Source organism: uncultured Campylobacter sp. (genome assembly GCF_938017705.1).
Classification (GTDB): Bacteria; Campylobacterota; Campylobacteria; order Campylobacterales; family Campylobacteraceae; genus Campylobacter_B.
Window position 1 is genome coordinate 1 of sequence record NZ_CALIIS010000115.1, and the last position, 18,915, is coordinate 18,915.

Below are 18,915 nucleotides of genomic sequence, written 5' to 3' on the forward strand. Positions count from 1 at the left end.
GGCGCTTTTCGTAAATCTCAGCTCGCATCGCGTCACGCGAGGGGCATAGCTTCAAAGCACACATATCATAAATTTAACCGCAATAGCATAAATCACGACCGCTATGAATTATAAACTAAAATATGATTAAAATTTTAGTCGATAAGCTGTCAATATAAATGCAAAAATACCGATTTTAAAGCTAAATTTTAAAAAAATATCTATAAAGATGAATTCTTGAGACTTAGCATGTTTTTGGCACGAGGTGCGAGCCGACGCACGGCTACGCACTTCACTAGTACTATCGCGCTTATGCTGCACGGATGCTTTACGAATCCATAGCAGTAGCGCGATTAAATTTTAAAAATTATTTGCCTATCCTAAAGCCATTTAGCTTCATATAGGTCGTATCTTTATGAAATGCTTCGCAGCGCTCCCTGTTGCGATTGATATTCGAGGTCTCGAAAAAATACCCCTCGCCGTCTTGGCGTAAGGTGATCGTCGCGCAAAAGATCATATCGTTTTTGAGTTTCGGTCCTACGCCGTAATCAAATGATTGATTTAAAGTGACGGTTTTTTCTAGATCGCTATCACTAAACTGCCTGGAGCCCGTCATACTTTTAAGCATTCTAAATCCACCTTGATTGAGGTAATCTCTTTGTATATCCTTAAATACACCTTCAAGCTCGACTGCGTAAGCTTTTACTAAAACCTCATCCTTAGCACCGCTTAATTTAGGATATATTATTTTTACTATCACGAAGATTATAATCGCTAAAAATATTATCCCGCTTACGCCGCCGCCTACTGCCGCACCTTTTCTCATTTTCATCATTTTACTCCTTCGTCGATGTCCTTTACCAAGGCATCTATTTTTTTATTAAGCATGAAATTTTCATAGCTTTTTTGGATATAGGCTTCAAGTAGTTCGCCCGCATCCAGATGATCGCTGCCACGAGTTAAAATCCGCCAGTCTCTGCCGAAGACCTTTGCAAAGTCATCATCCAGGCTTATCGCGTATTTTTTCGTCAAAGACTTACTCGTCAGCTGAACCGAAATTTCTTTCATTTCTCGCCTAAATTATCGCCTGCTAAAACGTCGTCGATCTGCTTGCTTAGATCCTCGTCGCTCATCTTGCGATACGCTAGATCGTTTTCTAGCGTGCCGAGCTGCATCCCCAAGGCCTCATTTTGCGCCTTGATCGTCGCTAGCTCGGTGCGTAGCTTTTCGTTTTCGTCCCTAGCCTCGCTATAGCGCCTAATCAGCTCAGCTACTTTATTGCTTAAGCCCTCGACCTTTTTCTCTTCGTCAAAGATTGATTCCATTATTTCGCCTTTTTCTGATATAATTTTAAGTAAAGATATTACCCAAATTTGGCTTTAAAAAAGGAAAAATTTTGCAAAATTTTAAAATCGAGAGCAAATTCTCTCCGAGCGAGGATCAAGAAAAAGCGATCGAAGGCATCGTCGCGGGCTTTCAAAGCGGCAACAAATACCAAACCCTTCTCGGAGTTACCGGCTCAGGTAAAACATTTACCATGGCAAATATTATTAAGAGGCTTGGAATTCCCGCGCTCGTAATGACGCATAATAAATCCCTCGCAGCGCAGCTTTATAGCGAATTTAAGGGCTTTTTCCCGCAAAATCACGTCGAGTACTTCATCAGCTACTACGATTACTATCAGCCCGAAGCTTACATCCCTAGACAGGATCTTTTCATCGAAAAGGACAGCGACGTAAATGCTGAGCTCGAGCGCTTGCGACTAAGCGCCACTGCGAGTTTGCTGAGCTTCGATGACGTCATCACAGTAGCGTCGGTTTCGGCAAACTACGGCCTGGGCGATCCCGCCGAATACAAAGGCATGGTGCTGTTTTTTGAGATCGGATCAAAATTTAGCACTAAATTTTTGCTTCGCAAGCTCGTCGATATGGGCTACAAACGCAACGACGACTTTTTTGATCGCGGGAATTTTCGCGTAAACGGCGACGTGATCGACATCTACCCCGCGTATTTTAACGACGAGGCGTTTAGGATCGAGTTTTTCGGCGACGAGATAGAGGCGATGTATCATCTGGACGTGCTCGAAAACAAAAAGACGCAGAGCGTCAAAAAATTTATTCTCTACCCGACGAGCCAGTTCATCGTGGGCGAGCAGCGTCTGAAGTCGACGATCAAAGGGATCGAGGAGGAGCTTGAGCAGAGGCTAAAATTTTTCGAGGACGCGGGCAAGTTCGTAGAGGCGCAGCGGCTGAAAGGACGAGTGGAATTTGACCTTGAGATGCTGGGCGCTACGGGGATGTGCAAGGGGATCGAAAACTACGCGCGCTATCTGACCGGTCAAAAACCAGGCGAGACGCCCTATTCGCTCTTTGATTACTACGAGAGCAAGGGCAAGGACTACCTCGTCATCGTCGATGAAAGTCACGTGAGCCTGCCGCAGTTTCGCGGGATGTTTGCAGGAGATCGCAGCCGCAAAGAAACGCTCGTGCAGTACGGCTTTCGCCTGCCATCAGCACTTGATAACCGCCCGCTGATGTTTGATGAGTTTATCAATAAAAAAGCGAAATTCCTATTCGTCTCCGCAACGCCAAATGATTACGAGCTACAGCTTAGCCGCGGAGCCGTATATGAGCAGATACTGCGCCCGACGGGACTACTCGATCCGCAGATTATCTTAAAAGACAGCGACAACCAGGTCGAAATTTTACACGATATGGCAAAGGAGGTCATCGCGCGCGGCGAGCGGATTTTAGTGACCGTGCTAACCAAAAAGATGGCGGAGGAGCTGAGCAAATACTATCTGGAGCTTGGGCTTAAGGTCAAATATATGCACTCGGACATCGATGCGATCGAGCGCAACGAGCTCATCCGCGGCCTTCGCAGCGGCGAATACGATATGCTAATCGGTATAAATCTGCTCCGCGAGGGGCTCGATCTGCCCGAAGTAAGCCTTATCGCGATCATGGATGCCGATAAGGAGGGCTTTTTGCGCTCGCGCACGAGCCTCATTCAGACGATGGGGCGAGCCGCGCGAAATGTGCACGGGCAGGTCGTGATGTTTTGCAAAAAGATCACCGCCTCGATGCAAGAGGCGATCGACATCACCCAAAAACGTCGCAAATTTCAAGATGAATACAACCGCGCCCACGGCATAACCCCGCATTCTGCGAGCCGCAATATCGAGGAGAGCCTAAAGATCGAGGACGGCACCGAAATTTTAAGAAAGGGTGCTAATCTCGAAAAAATGCCAGCCGCCGAGCGCGCCAAGATCGTAAAGGAGCTTCGCAAGCAGATGCTCGACGCCGCAGCCGCGCTGGAGTTTGAAAAGGCCGCAGCGCTGCGCGATGAGATCGCAAAACTTAGGAAGCTGTAAGTTGCAAGGCCCGAAACATCGTGAAATTTGCGCGTTAAATTCCACCTGGCGGAGCGCGAAATTTGCGCGCGTACACAGAGCGAAATTTGCGCGCCCAATATCGTCAGGCAGAGCGTAAATTTGGGCGCGATGCGAGACGGCGAGTTTTGAAATTTAATCATTAAATTTAAATAATTCGCGCAGGAATGCCGCAAGGTGAAATTTTAAAATTTACTCATTAAATTTTAGATAGTTTGAGGCGGATTGCTGCGAGAGCGGTTTTAAAATTTGCTCGTTAAATTTAAGATAGTTTGCGCGCGAAATTTATACATCGATTTTTCTCGTTTTCTCGCGAAAAATTTTACTCCGCCCCCCCTACCGCGCTAGACGCGCGATCCGTAAATCTATGCGCCGAGCTTTTTGTTTCAACTCGCTTTCGATCCGCAATTTACGAGCCCGATTTACAGCAGTCGCACTACCCCACTCTATACCGCCGCGCGCTTTTTACTTGCCATTGCGCGCGGATACTTTCAAAATTTTACGTAGAATTCCAAACCTGCCTGCACCTACATTCGCGCCGCGGTCATAAACGCTCGCTTTTAAGGGCACGAACGAAGTATTTGAACGGCGCGGGAAATGAAATTTAGATGGCGTTTATCGAAGCGTATCTTAGCCGCTGCAGTGCGCCACAAAATTTCAAAACGACAAGAAGCTGCGATTTAAATTTATCCGCGAGAGCGCGTCATAATGCGCCGATCTGCGCGCTGTGTAAATTTTAAAATCGCCTCTAAATTTAAAATTTTATCCGCGGTTAATACTCTCTGCTAAGCTCTAAATTTTCTACGCGCAGCGGTCTTTCGCCCTCGAAAATCACCCCGATTCCGAAAGGCTCGCAAATATCAAGCGCACCCTCGACAAATCTCATCAGCCACTGCGTATCGCGCGCGTAAAACGTGCATTGCGGAAGCTCAAACGGCAGATCGCAAACGGGCGCGTCAAGCAGCCTAAGCTCATCTTCACCCAAACGATACTCGCGCCTAAGCTCGTCTCACAGGAAGGCGAGGGCATCTTTTACGTACCGATTGATGTCTCGGGCGATGCGCTGCGCGAGTGAAATCGTCTCATCGTCCGCATCCGCCGTATCCGCAGACACAAGACAAAACGACACCTCGCCGAAGCTTTCGCTTTTTAATTCCAGCTCCGCATACCAAATAAAGCCCTCGTCCGTTGCGACCTTTTCAAACTCGCTAAATTCCCAAGCCATTTTTTGCATTTTATTTTCACTCGTCTTTTAAAATTTTGACGCCGCACCGTTTTGCGCGCTGTATTTAATCCGCGCCAAAATAGAATCCCGCTCGCTTCTTAAGCGGACGAGCAATGATAACGAAACAGGTTGCTTTTAAATTTTAAAATCTTAATGAAAGTCGCTTTAAAATTTAAAATTTCAAAAGACCCGCCGCTGTCCGTCTCGCGCGGCGATGAAATTTTAACGCCGCGTCTTACGACGAAATTTTAAAATTTTAGCGCGCCGCGGGGATCGCGCCATAGAGACAGCGCACCGTAAAATTTCAAGCCGAAATTTCAAGCCGAAATTCCACGCCCGCAGCACATAATTTAAAGCCCAAAAAAAATCCATCGCGGCGACTTAGAATTTTACTCGCTAAGTTTTACGAATTTTACACGCTTTAAATCCGCAAATTTAATACGCCTTTACGAGCCGTAAATTTTTTAGATATATGACGCCGTCAAAAACGCCGCCCCCATTCGGCGCAGGCCAAGAAATGGCAATTCTTTTCGGCTCCTCGTCGTATTTAGGCTCGCAATAATTCTTTGAGCAGTCTATTTTAAATACCTCTTTATCGTTGCTATCAAAATCCGTTTGGGTAGAATTTTTAGGAATTTCCAGCGTGTGGATTATACGATACGGCTCGCCCTCTTTTGTGCGGGCGGACATTATTTTTATTAGCGTGTCTGTGCTGCCGTCCGAGGTCCTATAGACCCCGTCTTGCCCCAAGCCCGCCAGCTCGAATTTTTTCTCCTTGCTATAAAACGCCGAGATTATGGAGCAGCCGCTAAAAAGCAAAGCTGCCACAAATAACGCAAACGCTCTCATCTTTCCTCCTTAGGCCGGTTAAATTTAGTTCTTAAAACTATGAATAGGAGCCGGTATCTGGCCGCCGCGAGCGATGAAGTCAGCCGAGGAGTTTTTATTTACGCTCATCACGGGCGCGCTACCGAGCAGGCCGCCAAACTCCAGCGTGTCGCCCTCTTTGCCTTTTGGGATTATGCGCACGGCGGTCGTTTTTTGATTTATCACGCCGATCGCGGCCTCGTCGGCTATGATAGCGGCGATCGTCTGCTCGGGCGTATCCTCGGGTATTGCGATCATATCGAGCCCCACCGAGCAGATCGCAGTCATCGCTTCGAGCTTTTCTAAGCTTAACGAGCCTGCGCGCACTGCAGCGATCATGCCTTCGTCTTCGGAGACGGGGATAAACGCGCCGCTAAGTCCGCCTACTTGGTTGCACGCCATGACGCCGCCCTTTTTGACCGCGTCGTTTAGTAGCGCCAAAGCTGCCGTCGTGCCGTGCGTACCGACTCGCTCTAAGCCCATTTCCTCAAGCACGCGCGCGACCGAATCACCCACTGCAGGGGTTGGAGCTAGCGAGAGATCGACGATGCCAAATTTCACGCCAAGGCGCTCAGACGCCATTTGACCGACGAGCTGTCCGATGCGCGTGATCTTAAACGCCGTCTTTTTTACGGTCTCGGCGACCACGTCAAAGCTTTGACCGCGCACCTTCTCAAGCGCTCGTTTAACGACGCCGGGGCCCGATACGCCCACGTTTATGACGACCTCGGCCTCGCCCACGCCGTGAAATGCACCCGCCATAAACGGATTATCCTCGACGGCGTTAGCAAACACGACGAGTTTGGCGGCGCCAAGATCGGAAAGCCGCGCCGTTTCTTTGATCACGCGCCCCATATCGGCGACCGCGCTCATATTTATGCCCGTCTTGGTCGAGCCGATATTTACCGACGAGCAGACCTTCTGCGTCGCGGCGAGCGCGGCAGGGATGGAGTCGATTAAAATTTTATCGCCCTTTGCGTAGCCCTTTTGCACGAGCGCCGAAAAGCCGCCGATAAAGTCGATACCGACCTTTTTGGCCGCCTCATCCATCGCCTTAGCTAGCGGGACGTAGTCTGCGGCATCCGTCGCTGCGCCGATGATGGCGATAGGCGTTACGCAGACGCGCTTATTTACGATCGGGATACCAAGCTCTGCTGAAATTTCATTGCCGACCTTTACGAGATCGCGCGCCTTGTCGGTGATCTTGGCGTAAATTTTCTCCGCCGCCTTGTCGATATCGGGATCGATGCAGTCAAGCAGGCTGATACCCATCGTGATCGTGCGGATGTCGAAATTTTGCTCCTCGATCATCGCGATCGTTTCGGTTACGTTTTTGATGTCCATATCGGCGCCTTAGATGTTGTGCATGGCGTCAAAGATCGCCGAGCTTTGGATGTTGATCTTTACTTTTAGCTTTTCGCCAAGCTCGTTTAGCTCCCCCTTTAGAGCCGTGAAGTCCTGCTTTTCGTCGCTGGAAACCACCGCCATCATCGTAAAAAACTCGTCCAAAACCGTCTGGCTGATGTCGTCTATGTTTAGCCCAAGCTGCGCTAGCTTAGCCGAAACGCCCGCCACTATGCCAACTTTGTCCTTACCGATTACCGTTACGATCGCTTTCATTCTTACTCCTTTTTAAAATTTATTTAGCTATTTTAAGCGCAGAAGCCCTTTAAAACGGCTAAACTTTGCCGCCGTTTGAAATTATTAGCGCAAACACAATTGCGACAAAAGCGTAAAATATTACCGCGAGCCATATCGCCCATCTATTCACGCCGCCGCCCTTTCTTAGGGCTTCGTCGTCCTGTTTATCTAACAATGAAACAAAACTATCGCAAACGTAATATTTCGCCATAGTCCCGCTACTGACGCTAATCGCCGTTCCTATAGTTCTATCATGTCCATCAAAAAACGGAACGAAGCAAGAAATTACCATAACGGCAAATAGGGCTGCGGCAATTTTATACTCCTTGCGGTACAGAAAAAAGAACAGCGTGCCGAAAAATCCCCACCAGCTCCACGTACTTACGTAATTTAACTCGCGCTGCTTACCCGCAGCGAAAAATTTCTCGCAGGCGCGTGCGTAAATTTCAACCTTGCTAGGGGTTTGCAAGAAAATTTCCAGCTTCTGTCGAAGCAACTTGCCGTCAGATAAAATTTCTCTAGCATAATCCGTCATCTCACTCTCCTTAGCGATAAATCCCTACGGCAGCGCGAACCTTTTGCATCAATGAAGCAGCCGTCGCAGCCGCTCTTTGCGCGCCCTGTCTTAGCATCTCGTCTAAAATTTCTCGGTGGCTTTGATAGTATTCGAATTTATCCCGCGCGTCTTTGAAGTAGCTAAGCACGAGCTCGTTTAGATACGCCTTGAAGTGCCCGTGCCCCTCACCGCCCCGCTCGTAGCGAGCCTGTAGCTCCGTCTGCTCCGCTTCGCTTAAAAACAGCTTCGCGATATTATAGACATTGCATCCGCGCCACTGCTTAGGCGCCTCTAGCGGCTCGGAGGTCGTTACGATACTTGAAATTTGCTTCTTTAGCGTTGCGGCATCTGCAAAAATATCGATCGTATTGCCATAGCTCTTGCTCATCTTCGCGCCGTCGGTGCCCGGCACGATCGCCACTTCATCGTTTATGCGCGCTTGCGGAATAGTTAAAATTTCGCCGTGGGCGTTGTTAAATTTAAGCGCGATGTCGCGGGCGATCTCGACGTGCTGGATCTGATCCTTGCCCACAGGCACGACCTCCGCACTGTATAGCAGGATGTCCGCCGCCATCAGCACGGGGTAGCTAAACAGATCGTGCTTACTCTCAAAGCCCTTGGCGATCTTGTCTTTGTATGCGTGCGCCCGCTCGAGCAGCCCCATCGGCGCATATCCGCTTAAAATCCAGTAAAGTTCTAGCACCTCTTTCACGTCGCTTTGTACCCAAAACACCGTCTTTTTCGGATCGATCCCGAGAGACAAAAACGCTGCGGCGGCCTCATAGGTGGAATTTTTAAGCTTTGCACCGTCGCTTACGGACGTGAGCGCATGGTAGTTTGCGATAAACATAAACATCTGCTCGCCCGCGTTTTGCGCATCCACCATCTGCTTGATGCTCGCGAAGTAGTTGCCCAAATGCAGCTTGCCGCTGGGCTGAAGACCCGTTAAAATTCTCATCGTTGCTCCTTTAAATCAAAATCAGATCGCCGTCTACGAAGCCTGCGGCAACGTGCTTGCACTTAAAAATTTTTGCATCTGGCATCTGCTCTCGCAGCTCGCGCAGAGCCTGCACGAGCATTTTTAAAACCTGTCGCCACGAAAGCTCATTTAAAAATTCAAGCTGCAAGCGCGAGCTTTGCGGATAAAACTCATCCTCGTCCTCGCACGCCCAGTCGTCGTCATCCGCGTCATAACTACTCGATCCCGCCAGCTCAAGCGCGTAAGGCTCGTAAAGATCGAAGTGCCACGCGATCACTCGCTTTGGAATTTCCTCGCGTTCTAAGCCCTCTAGTAGCTCGCGCAGCTTTTGCTTTAGCGCCTCTTTCTTTTCAAGCTTATCGCCTTTACTCTCTTTTCCGTGCGACTTGGAATTTTTGCCGCCGCCCGGGCACTTTTGTTTAGACATCTTTTTCCCCTTTAAATTTAGCCCGTCGCAGGCGGAGCAAATTTCTTTTACGATCTTTTTTACGCTTTTATTTTCGACGTTGATTACGATGTCGGCCTTTTTTTCATACGCCCCGTCTCTTTCGGCATGCAGCGCCGCGGCCTTTTGCAGATCGGCTAGCAGCGGGCGCTTGGCAAATTTTTTCTCCGCGTTTTCGCTGTTTTTTAAGCGATTAATGATCCCCTCAAAGCTTGATTTCAGATACACGACGGTGCCGATTTTATTTAAATTTTTCACGGCGTAAAAGCCGCCGCCGGTGGAGATCACGGCGCAGTGGACGGACTTTTCTAAAAATTTCGCAAGGCCCTCTTCCATCTTTCTGAAGCTCTGCTCGCCCTGCTCTTTAAAAATTTGCCCGATCTTTTTATTGGCGTAGCTTTCGATCATATCGTCGCAATCAAGCGCAAACATCCCGCTTTGCACAGCTAGCGCCCGTGCTACCGTGCCCTTGCCGACCCCCATAAAGCCGATGAGCACGATGTTACCGCTCTTCATCGCTCTCCCCTTTTTTGCGCGGCAGCAGCACTAGCGGGCTTCCCGAAAGAGCGAAGCTCGCGCGCAGCCTGTTCATCAAATAGCGCTTGTAGCTAAAATGTAGCGCTTGCGGGCGGTTCATCACAAGGGCGATCTTCGGCGGCGCAAAGCCGATCTGCGCGGCGTAGTAAATTTTAACCGATTTGCCCCGCTCGCGAGGTATCGGATGCGCCTTTATCGCGGCTTCTACCGCTTCATTGATCCTTGCGGTGCCGAGCTTGCGCGTGAAATTTGAATAAACCTCCAAAATGAGCGGGTAAATTTTATGGATTCGTTTCCTGTCCGTCGCGCTGACGCTGATGATCAGCGCGTAGGAAAGGAATTTAAACCTATCGCGCAGATCGCGGCAAAACTCGTCGTAATCGCGCTCGCAAAGATCCCATTTGTTTAAAACTATGATGAGCCCGAGTTCAAATTTAGCCGCAAGCCCCGCGATGCGCTCGTCCAGCTCGTTTAGCGGCTCGCTTGCGTCAAGCACCAAAAGCGCGATGTCGGAGTTTTGTAAAATTTTTTCGGTGCGATTTAGCGCGAAACGCTCGATGCCCTCGATCTTACCGCGGCGGCGAATGCCCGCCGTGTCGATAAACTCAAGCGTGCGCCCTTCAAATTCCGTGCTTTCGTTCACCGGATCGATCGTCGTGCCCGCATAATCGCTCACGACCGAGCGCTGCGAGCCCACAAGCGCGTTTAGAAGGCTCGATTTACCGACGTTTACCCGCCCGATGATACCCACGCCGATGGTTTTACTAGCGTAAAATTCCTCGTCGCGCCCCTCTTTCGGCTCGCCCTCGTCGTTAAAGCCCTCTATAAAATCATCAAAAATTTCATCCTCGTCCTGCTGCGCAGGCGCAGGGTCCAAGAAGCCGTATATCCACTCTTTCAGCTCGTCGATGCCGCTGTTGTGCGAGACGGAGATCGGGAAAAATTTAACGCCGAATTCGTTAAACTCCCAGCTGCGCTCCTCGTCGCGCTTGCCGTCTATTTTATTGACCGCCAAGGCGATGGGCTTGCCAAGTCTCTGCAGCGAGAAAAATATCCGCCGCTCATCGTCGCTCGGCAATAGCTTGCCGTCCGTCATAAAGATTATCAAATCCGCGCTCTTGACCTCGCTTAGCGTCTTAGCCTGCACGCGCGCAAACAGCTCGGAGGTATCGTCCAAGCCGCCCGAATCAATCACGCGCACGCGGCGATCGAAAATTTCGGCTTCGGCTCTATTGGTATCGCGCGTCGTACCCGCAACGTCGCTCGTGATGGCGATGCGAGCGCCCGCTAGGCGGTTAAAAAGGCTCGACTTGCCGACGTTGGGGCGCCCGATGATGATCAAACTTTTCACGTTCGTCCTTGTAGTTTTTGGCGCGATTATAACCAAAAATAGATTAAAGCCAAATTCTACGCGCTCGCTCGCGGAGCTAAGCGGTAAAATTTTATGAAATTTAGGCGCTAAATTTAGCGAAATTTATCGCAGCACTAGCGAGGATGCCGCTCGTAAAAGACGCCAAGGCGTGCGATCCATCGCCTCAGACGGCACAGAACGGGGCGATGCGTAAATTTTATAAATTTTAAAAACCTCGGTCTAAGTGCGAAAGCTAGCGGTCGAAGCACAAAAACGGGCACAACCGCGCGAAAACATAAAAACCCGCAGCTGCGTAAATTTTGACTATTCCGCGTATTCAAGCGCCGAAGTACAAAACCGAGCCGTTGTGCTCAAACGCGCAAAAACAGGCGGCGCGGCAAGATTAAAAGTGATGATGCAGCGAGGATTAGAAGCGGGCGGTGCGGCGAGGGTGAGATTAAAAACGGCGGAATATTAAAATTTAATCATTATGCGTGTATAATTCCGCAAATTTAAAGGGACGCGATGAAATACAACAACTTCTTGCTGCACCATCTAAGCGTGTATTATATGCTGATGGCGTGCTTTTACAACTCTCTTACGGGCGTTTTTGCCAAGCTTTTGGGCGCGCAAATTTCATCGCTTGAGGTCGTGCTCTTTCGCAATCTGCCTGGACTTTTGATCCTGCTTTATAAAATCAAAGCGCGTCCCCGCGCGGCGCGCTTCGCAAACAAAGGCGGTCATCCTTTTACGCTCGCGTTTCGCGGCATTATCGGGATTTTGGGGCTGATGGTATTTTTTTATAATGTCGCCAACATCAGCCTCGGCGAGGCATTTACCTTTCAAAAAACGGCACCCATTTGGACGGCGATCATCGCGTATTTTACCCTCGGCGAAAAATTCGGCGCGATGGGCTGGTTCTCGGTCTGTCTCGGATTTGTGGGCATCGTTTTGGTAATTCAGCCGCAGTTTGGCTTGCAACCGAGCGATATTTTTGGAATTTTAAGCGGATTATTCGCCGCAATGGCGCTTACCTCCGTGCGCGGGCTACGTAAATACTATAGCTCCGATACGATCATCCTCTCTGCGCTTCTTGCCGGCACGCTGATGCCCGTAGCGCTTATGATCGCGGCGGAATTTATAGACGCGCCCGCGCTGAGCTTTATGCTTTCTAAATTTAAAATTCCAAACGCGCAGAGCTGGCTCTTTGCCGTGCTTTTGGGGCTGCTGGGGCTGTTTTATCAAACCTACGTCACCAAGGCCTACGCCGCGACGCGCAAAGCGGGCATAGTAGCTACGATCAGCTACGCAGACATCATCTTTTCGACGCTATTTGGGCTGCTGCTAGGCGACGCCTTGCCTGGTTTCATGGCGCTTGTGGGTATGGCGCTCATCATCGCCGCGGGCGCGCTCGTCGCGAACCGAAAGTAGGACGGCGTGAAGCAGAAATTTTACTCCACATTTTGGCTGAAACATCTTGGCGTTTACTATATGCTCGTAGCAAGCTTTTATTTCGCACTAAACGGCGCGCTAGCCAAGGTCATGGCAGAGCGGATGAGTAGCGCCGAGATTGTGTTTTTCCGCAACGTCGTGGGCATCGCAATCGTGCTGTTTTCGCTACGGCGGGTAAAAAATCTGGGTCCGGGCGGCAAGCCGTGGCTGCTTGCATTTCGCGGCTTTATCGGCAGCTGCGGGATCTTAGCGACCTTCTACAATATCGCTCACATCGATCTTGGCACTGCTTTTACCTTCCAAAAGACGGCGCCCATTTTCACCGCGCTATTTTCGGCGTTTTTCTTAGGCGAAAAGCTAAGCTCTAAGGGCTGGTTTGCGATACTGCTCGGATTTGGCGGAATTTTACTCGTCGTGCGCCCGCACATCGGCATCAGCGTAACCGACGCGGTGGGAATCTTCGGCGGTATGTGCGCGGGGCTTGCATACACGAGCGTGCGCGAGCTCCGCAAACACTACGCCACCAACCTCATCGTGCTGGTTTTTGTCTCCTCCGCTACCTTTTTAAGCGCGATGATGATGGCTGCGGGCTGGGCGCTCGGTGATAGCGAGGTCAAAATTTTAGGACTTTTCAGCGGGGCGGATTTGGCGAGACTTGCTTATTTCAACCCGCCAAGCCTTTTTGGCTGGGTACTCGTGGCGCTTCTGGGTGTCAGCGGGATCTACTTCCAAATTTACATGACGCGCGCCTACGCCGCTTCGCGCAAAGCTGGCATCGTCGCGGCGATCAGCTATAGCGACATCCTCTTTAGCATGGCGCTTGGAATTATGCTAGGCGATCGGCTGCCCGGTCCGATAGTGCTAGCGGGCATCGCGGTGGTGATTTTAAGCGGAATTCTAATCGCCCGTGAGCGCTAAATTTAAATCTAAATTTAAAACTAATTCAAAACGCGCCGAGGGGCTAAATTTAATCCGCGCCGCCCGCCGCGCTAAATTTCAGCGATATAAAAGTCTTAAAAAGCTAAGATTGCGATAAAGTTCTACGGCGTAGAAATATTTTTCGACGGATTTAAATTTTATGCATTTTATCGGTATCGACATCGGCGGGGCGTCATCAAAGGTCGCCGTTATGGACGAGTGCGGCGAATTTTGCGAGCTATTTTTGCTGCCAAGCGGCTTTAGCGCGGTCAAGGTCGCGCGGCAGATCAAGCAAAATTTGGAGCAAAAAGGCTACGGCGAGGGCTTCGTGACGGCTACGGGCTACGGACGCGTCAGCGTGGAGTACGCGCAGCTTAGCATGAGCGAAATTTTATGCCACGGCCTTGGGGCGCACTTTTTGTTTGAGCCTGATTGCACCGTCATCGACGTGGGCGGGCAGGATACAAAAGCAATCAAGATCGAAAACGGCAAGCCCGCGGATTTTATCATGAACGACAAATGCTCGGCGGGCACGGGCAAATTTTTAGAGATCAGTGCGGGCCGCCTGGGGTTAGAGCTAAGCGAAATTTACAAAACCGCCCGCAAAAATCCCGCGATCAAGCTAAGCTCGACCTGCACTGTTTTTGCCGAGAGCGAGATCGTCTCGCTAAGCGCAAACGGAGCCGAAACGAGCGAGATCGCCTACGCCATCGTGGACTCATCCGCGCATAAGGTCGCCTCTCTCATCAAACGGCTGGAAAATCAAATTTATTTTTTAAGCGGCGGGCTTAGCAACGTGCCGCTCTTCAAACAGCTTCTAGGCGAGCATCTGGGGGCTGAAATTTTTACTCACGAAAACGCAATCTACTGCGGCGCGATGGGCGCTTCGCTTATCGGCGCACGCAAAGCAAATGAAATTTCAAAGGAGACGAGATGAAGATGGATTTTGACGCGCTTAAAAAGCGCAACGCAATGGCTCTGCACGATCTAAAAGAGCAAGGCAAACACGTAGTGGGAATGTTTTGCACCTATTCGCCAAAGGAGCTCATTTACGCCGCAGGCGCCGTGCCGGTTGGGCTTTGCGCCTATGACGAGAGCCCGATAGACGCCGCTCACGCGGAGCTTCCGCGCAATCTTTGCCCGCTGATCAAGGCAAGCTACGGCTACGCAGTTACTAAAAAATGCCCCTATATGAACGCCAGCGATCTCGTCATAGGCGAAACGACCTGCGACGGCAAGAAAAAGATGTATGAGCTGCTGGCAAAGCACAAGGACGTCCACGTGCTGCAGCTGCCGAATATGACCGGTGGCAAGAGCTTGGAGCTTTTTACCGACGAGCTTAGAGAATTTCGCAAAGTTTTAGAGCAAAAATTTGATACGAAAATCACCGATGAAGCGCTGCTCGATGCGGTGCAAATTTACAACGAAGAGCGCAAGGTGATGTTGGAGCTTTTAGAGCTTGGCAAACTAAATCCGATGCCGGTAGCGGGCAGCGAAATTCATCAAATTTCATTTGCGAGCGACTTCATATACGATAAACGCGAAAAGCTTAAGATGATACGCGCCTACATAGCCGCCGCGAAGGAGATGACGCCGCCGAAAACTCGCAAAAAGCGGATCATCATCACCGGCTGTCCAAGCGGAGGCGTGTATGAAAAGGTTATCAAGCAGATAGAGGAGCTGGGCGCGGACGTGGTAGCCTTTGAAAACTGCTCCGGCACCAAAGGCTATCAAAACCAAGTGCAAACAAAGGGCGATCTGGTCGCAAATATCGCCGAACGCTACCTTAAAATTCCATGTTCGGTGATGTATCAAAACGACGCACGCTCAGAGGTTATCAAGGATTTCGTACGCGAATATCAAGCCCACGGCGTCGTCGACGTCGTGTTAAGCGGCTGTCACACCTACGCAATAGAGACGAACAGGATCAAAGAGGCAAGCCGCGAAGCGGGGGCGAACTATATGAGCCTGGAGACGGACTACTCCAAGCAGGACGTGGGGCAAATTCGCACGCGTTTAGAGGCGTTTATAGAGCTGCTTTAAGCTAGGTTGCTCTAAATTTTGAAATAAAGAGCTTTGTAAATTTAACAATCCAAAGAAAGGAGAGATTGCATGAAATTTAAAGAGATAGACGCATCTCGTCGCGGCTTTTTAAAAGGAGCTTTGGCAGCGGCAGCCATCGCCAGACCCGAATCGATGCTCGCCGGCTTCACGCCGTTTAAGCCCGATTCATTGCAGGTTTGGTCGTGCGGAGGGCTATCTGAGGCTTTTGCGCAGATAAATCAGGCGTACGAGTCCAAAACGGGGCATAATATCCAGTACACCGGCGCCTTTGCGGGGGCGCTCGGGAAGTCGCTGCTAGCCTTGCAGGGCAAGACAGAGGTTTTCGGAGCTCGCGTTTTGGAGCTAAGCCAAAAACTACGCAAGGCTGGCCTTAGCCTTCGCTTTAGACCGCTATGTTTTACCGACTACGTTTTAGTAGTGCCGAAGGGAAATCCCGCGGGCATTCGCGATCTGAAGGATCTAGCGGAACCCGGCGTGCGGGTGATGCTGCCGCTAAGGGCTTCACCTCCAGGTAGCGGACCAGTAAAGGGAATTTTGAAAAATTCCGGCCTTACTGAGCCGGTCATGAAAAATATGATCTCTAACGGAGCGTGCGTAATTACTATGATGTGCGATCTGCTAGAGGGCAAGGGCGATGCGTCCATCATCGAAAAGCGCCTAACGACGCACGATAGGTTTAAAGACAAAATCGAATATATGCCGATCGACGAGAAACTCATCCCGCCCGGGCCGCTTACCTTTACGCTAAATATCATGAAGTACGTAAAGGACGAGAAGCTAGCCGACGACTTCGCGGACTTTGTCTGCTCCGTGGAGGGGCAGGAAATTTTCGAGCAGCACGGCTTTACCTCCATCCATTCGGCGCGCGGGCTTGAACTCATAGAAAGGTTTGGTGTAAAAGATGTTTAGTATTGTAAATATGGCAAAGATGAAAAAAGTCTCTAGGCTAACTAAAATTCGTCGCTTGGTGCAGCTGATTTTTATCGGCGCGATCGGGCAATGGGCGTATTACGGGATTTTTAGATGCCCATTTATCGTGCCTTTCGTAAACTGCCAGTCCTGTCCGATCGTTACGTGCTGGGGGCGGATCGCGACCGTGTTTTTCGGCTTTTGGCTGTTTATACCCGTGCTGGTTATTTTCCTCGGGCGCGCGTTTTGCGGCTGGCTTTGCCCTGGCGGATTCGTAAATCAAATGCTGGGCAAATTTGCCGCTTTTAAGCTTAAGCTAAAAAATAACAGGAAGCTACGATATGCGCAAATAGGCATGGTTCTAGCCGTTTTGCTTAGCGCGGGCGTATATTTTATCTACGGCAATCCTCGCGTCATGATCCCTATCCGCACCAGCGACGAGTATCTCAACGCCGTTATCATGTCTTTTAAATTTTCCGACTGGTACTGGGCGGTTCGCACTACCGTCGTCGTGGCCCTCATCGCCGCGTCCTTGATCGTCGCAAATTTATGGTGCCGCTTCGCCTGTCCTAGCGGCGGGATAATGGAGCTGCTGCGTAAAATTTCAATATTTCGCGTTTATAAAACAGACGCCTGCGACAACTGCAACGCCTGTTTGCGCAAATGCGAAATGGGCACGAGACCAGACGAGATGAACTGTACGAACTGCGGCGACTGTATGGACGTTTGCCACGCGGACGCCATCAAATTCGGAAGGAAAAAAGATTGATGAATTTTTTCGCCAAACCCTCCTTCGACAACCACCCCTGCTTTAGTAAAAAAGCGTCCGCCGCCTACGGGCGCGTGCACCTTCCCGTAGCGCCGCATTGCAATATCCAGTGCAATTTTTGCAACCGCATCTACGACTGCGCCAACGAAAATCGTCCCGGCGTAACGGGGAGAGTGCAAAGCCCGGACGAAGCCGCGCTATACGTGGAAAATCTATTTAAATTTAGACAGGATATCTCGGTCATCGGTATCGCAGGGCCAGGAGACCCTATGTGCGATGCCGACAAGACCCTAGCGACTTTTGAAAAATGCAAGGCCCGCTTCCCTCACGCCCTACTTTGCCTATCCACAAATGGCCTATCTTTGCCCGAGCATGTGGATGATATCGTGCGCATCGGCGTGAGCCACGTGACGGTGACCGTTAATGCCGTAACGCCCGAAGTAGGCGGCAAAATTTATGCGTGGGTGCGCCACGGAAACAAAATTTACCACGGCGAAGAGGGCGCTAGAATTCTTGGGGAGCGCCAAGAGGAAGGGATTCGCAAACTAAAAGAAGCCCGCATGATCGTTAAGATCAATACGGTCGTAATCCCCGGCGTCAATATGGATCACGTCCCCGAAATCGCGAGAAAGGCCAAGGAGTGGCAGGCCGATATCATGAACTGCATGGCGATGATCCCCGTGCATGATACGCCTTTTTCAAATATCAAATCGCCCTCAAACGAAGAAATTCGCAGCATGCGAAAGCTCATCGGCGGCTCAATGGCGCAGATGACTCACTGCAGCAGATGCCGCGCCGATGCATGCGGCAAGCTTTGCGAGAAATGAAGACCTGCTTTGCGGGTCTTTTATCCGGCCTATAATACACTCTCATAGCGCACAAAATTTTGTGTAGAGATTTAAATTTAAAATTTGTCTAAATTTAGAACTAGCAAGTGGCCGATAAGCGGCTTTTTAGCGGCGGCGGTTTTCTAAAATTTAAAAACAATTTTTAAATAATGTTATTTTGCTTTTATTTAACTTTTGGTACAATAACTCTAAAATTAGGCATCAAAAAAAACCGTATAACGGTAAAATAAAGGAGACATCATGGAAAACGTTTCAAGACGTGATCTGCTCAAAATGAGCCTAGTTGGCGCGGGTGCTTTAGCGCTCGGCTCCGTAAACGCAAATGCTGCGGTTAACGCTAAAGACGTCAAATTTGACGAGGAGTGGGACGTAGTTATCGTTGGTTCCGGTTTTGCAGGACTTGCAGCAGGTATCACCGCAGCCGAGAAGGGTAATAAGGTGCTGATCCTTGAAAAGATGGGTCGCATCGGCGGCAACAGCGTCATCAACGGCGGCTTATTTGCAGTGCCCAATAACGACAAACAAAAAGCAGAGGGCGTGAAAGATAGCAACGAGCTTTTTATCAAAGACTGCCTGAAAGCGGGTCGGGGCCTAAACCACGTCGATCTCATCGATACCATCGCTACCCGCGCGCAAGACGCGTATAAGCTCACCATAAAATGCGGCGTAAAATACATAGATAAACTCTCGCATCTGGGAGGCCACTCCGTCCCAAGAACCGTTCAAACTACTAACGGCAGCGGCTCGGGCATCGTTCAGCCGATGGTCGAGTATTTTAAAAATTTACAGGGTGCGGAGCTTAGACAAAGAGCAAAATTTGATGAATTCGTTTTAGGCGAGGATGGCGGCGTAGAGGGCGTAATTATCAGAGAAAACTACAAATTTGACCCAAATAGTCTAAAAGACGATGTCGAAAATACAAGCGGCGAGAAAAAGACGATCAAAGCCAAAAAAGGCGTAGTTTTGGCAGCGGGCGGATTTTGT

At 50.0% G+C, this 18,915-nt stretch carries 20 protein-coding genes and 1 pseudogene; 9 read left to right on the plus strand and 12 right to left on the minus strand.

What is annotated here, in order from left to right; all coding sequences use genetic code 11:
- Window positions 1–346: 346 nt before the first annotated feature.
- Genes Q0605_RS05580 through Q0605_RS05590 form a run of 3 tightly spaced genes read right to left on the minus strand, consistent with a single transcriptional unit; the run spans window position 347 to window position 1,304 of the window.
- Entirely contained in the window at window positions 347–814 is a 468-nt protein-coding gene (locus Q0605_RS05580) for a hypothetical protein (RefSeq protein WP_298704983.1), read from the minus strand.
- Complete coding sequence (locus tag Q0605_RS05585; RefSeq protein WP_005871317.1) at window positions 811–1,047, minus strand: hypothetical protein; 237 nt, start codon at window positions 1,045–1,047, stop codon at window positions 811–813. The genes Q0605_RS05580 and Q0605_RS05585 overlap by 4 nt, the downstream gene beginning before the upstream one ends.
- Window positions 1,044–1,304, minus strand: coding sequence for a hypothetical protein (locus Q0605_RS05590; protein ID WP_298704985.1), 261 nt, complete (start codon window positions 1,302–1,304; stop codon window positions 1,044–1,046). The genes Q0605_RS05585 and Q0605_RS05590 overlap by 4 nt, the downstream gene beginning before the upstream one ends.
- 71 nt (window positions 1,305–1,375) lie before the next feature.
- On the opposite strand from Q0605_RS05590, the gene uvrB reads away from it, so the two are divergent.
- Complete coding sequence (gene uvrB / locus Q0605_RS05595) at window positions 1,376–3,352, plus strand: excinuclease ABC subunit UvrB (protein ID WP_298704987.1); 1,977 nt, start codon at window positions 1,376–1,378, stop codon at window positions 3,350–3,352.
- A gap of 790 nt (window positions 3,353–4,142) precedes the next feature.
- On the opposite strand, the gene Q0605_RS05600 is transcribed toward uvrB, so the two are convergent.
- From Q0605_RS05600 to der, 9 genes and pseudogenes are all read right to left on the minus strand, one after another.
- Window positions 4,143–4,355 carry a hypothetical protein gene (locus tag Q0605_RS05600; RefSeq protein ID WP_298704989.1) on the minus strand — a complete coding sequence of 71 codons (213 nt, stop codon included), beginning with the start codon at window positions 4,353–4,355 and terminating at the stop codon, window positions 4,143–4,145.
- 24 nt (window positions 4,356–4,379) lie between these two features.
- Entirely contained in the window at window positions 4,380–4,604 is a 225-nt protein-coding gene (locus tag Q0605_RS05605; RefSeq protein WP_298704991.1) for a hypothetical protein, read from the minus strand.
- Window positions 4,605–5,030: 426 nt separating this feature from the next.
- Window positions 5,031–5,444 carry a hypothetical protein gene (locus Q0605_RS05610; RefSeq protein WP_298704993.1) on the minus strand — a complete coding sequence of 138 codons (414 nt, stop codon included), beginning with the start codon at window positions 5,442–5,444 and terminating at the stop codon, window positions 5,031–5,033.
- Window positions 5,445–5,468: 24 nt separating this feature from the next.
- The gene (locus Q0605_RS05615; protein WP_298704994.1) at window positions 5,469–6,806 is read right to left on the minus strand and encodes a PFL family protein; all 1,338 of its coding nucleotides are present in this window, start codon (window positions 6,804–6,806) and stop codon (window positions 5,469–5,471) included.
- 9 nt (window positions 6,807–6,815) lie between these two features.
- Window positions 6,816–7,082: an ACT domain-containing protein gene (locus tag Q0605_RS05620; protein ID WP_295147135.1), complete on the minus strand. Its 267-nt coding sequence runs from the start codon at window positions 7,080–7,082 to the stop codon at window positions 6,816–6,818.
- A 58-nt stretch (window positions 7,083–7,140) separates the two neighbouring features.
- A complete protein-coding gene (locus Q0605_RS05625) occupies window positions 7,141–7,638 on the minus strand; it encodes a DUF2628 domain-containing protein (protein WP_298704997.1) in 498 nt (165 codons plus the stop codon).
- A gap of 10 nt (window positions 7,639–7,648) precedes the next feature.
- Window positions 7,649–8,617 (minus strand): tryptophan--tRNA ligase, encoded by a 969-nt coding sequence (gene trpS / locus Q0605_RS05630; protein WP_298704999.1) that lies wholly within the window; start codon window positions 8,615–8,617, stop codon window positions 7,649–7,651.
- Between the two features lie 487 nt (window positions 8,618–9,104).
- Window positions 9,105–9,599, minus strand: a pseudogene (locus Q0605_RS05635) (shikimate kinase); the annotation flags it as partial.
- Complete coding sequence (gene der, locus Q0605_RS05640; protein WP_298705000.1) at window positions 9,586–10,971, minus strand: ribosome biogenesis GTPase Der; 1,386 nt, start codon at window positions 10,969–10,971, stop codon at window positions 9,586–9,588. The gene der and the pseudogene Q0605_RS05635, both read right to left, overlap by 14 nt.
- 525 nt (window positions 10,972–11,496) lie before the next feature.
- On the opposite strand from der, the gene Q0605_RS05645 reads away from it, so the two are divergent.
- The 8 genes from Q0605_RS05645 to Q0605_RS05680 form a co-directional block, all read left to right on the plus strand.
- Window positions 11,497–12,402: a DMT family transporter gene (locus tag Q0605_RS05645; RefSeq protein WP_298705002.1), complete on the plus strand. Its 906-nt coding sequence runs from the start codon at window positions 11,497–11,499 to the stop codon at window positions 12,400–12,402.
- Window positions 12,403–12,408: 6 nt separating this feature from the next.
- Window positions 12,409–13,341: a DMT family transporter gene (locus Q0605_RS05650; RefSeq protein WP_298705004.1), complete on the plus strand. Its 933-nt coding sequence runs from the start codon at window positions 12,409–12,411 to the stop codon at window positions 13,339–13,341.
- A gap of 160 nt (window positions 13,342–13,501) precedes the next feature.
- Entirely contained in the window at window positions 13,502–14,278 is a 777-nt protein-coding gene (locus Q0605_RS05655; protein ID WP_298705006.1) for an acyl-CoA dehydratase activase, read from the plus strand.
- On the plus strand, window positions 14,275–15,384 hold the full coding sequence (locus Q0605_RS05660) for a double-cubane-cluster-containing anaerobic reductase (protein ID WP_298705008.1): 1,110 nt from the start codon (window positions 14,275–14,277) through the stop codon (window positions 15,382–15,384). Before Q0605_RS05655 ends, Q0605_RS05660 begins: the two co-directional genes overlap by 4 nt.
- 69 nt (window positions 15,385–15,453) lie before the next feature.
- Window positions 15,454–16,314, plus strand: a complete 861-nt coding sequence (locus tag Q0605_RS05665) for a substrate-binding domain-containing protein (RefSeq protein ID WP_298705009.1) — start codon at window positions 15,454–15,456, stop codon at window positions 16,312–16,314.
- A complete protein-coding gene (locus Q0605_RS05670) occupies window positions 16,307–17,083 on the plus strand; it encodes a 4Fe-4S binding protein (protein WP_298705011.1) in 777 nt (258 codons plus the stop codon). Before Q0605_RS05665 ends, Q0605_RS05670 begins: the two co-directional genes overlap by 8 nt.
- A complete protein-coding gene (locus Q0605_RS05675; protein ID WP_298705015.1) occupies window positions 17,083–17,910 on the plus strand; it encodes a radical SAM protein in 828 nt (275 codons plus the stop codon). The genes Q0605_RS05670 and Q0605_RS05675 overlap by 1 nt, the downstream gene beginning before the upstream one ends.
- Before the next feature lie 261 nt (window positions 17,911–18,171).
- A partial coding sequence (locus Q0605_RS05680; protein WP_298705013.1) for an FAD-dependent oxidoreductase occupies window positions 18,172–18,915 on the plus strand: 744 nt, incomplete at its 3' end.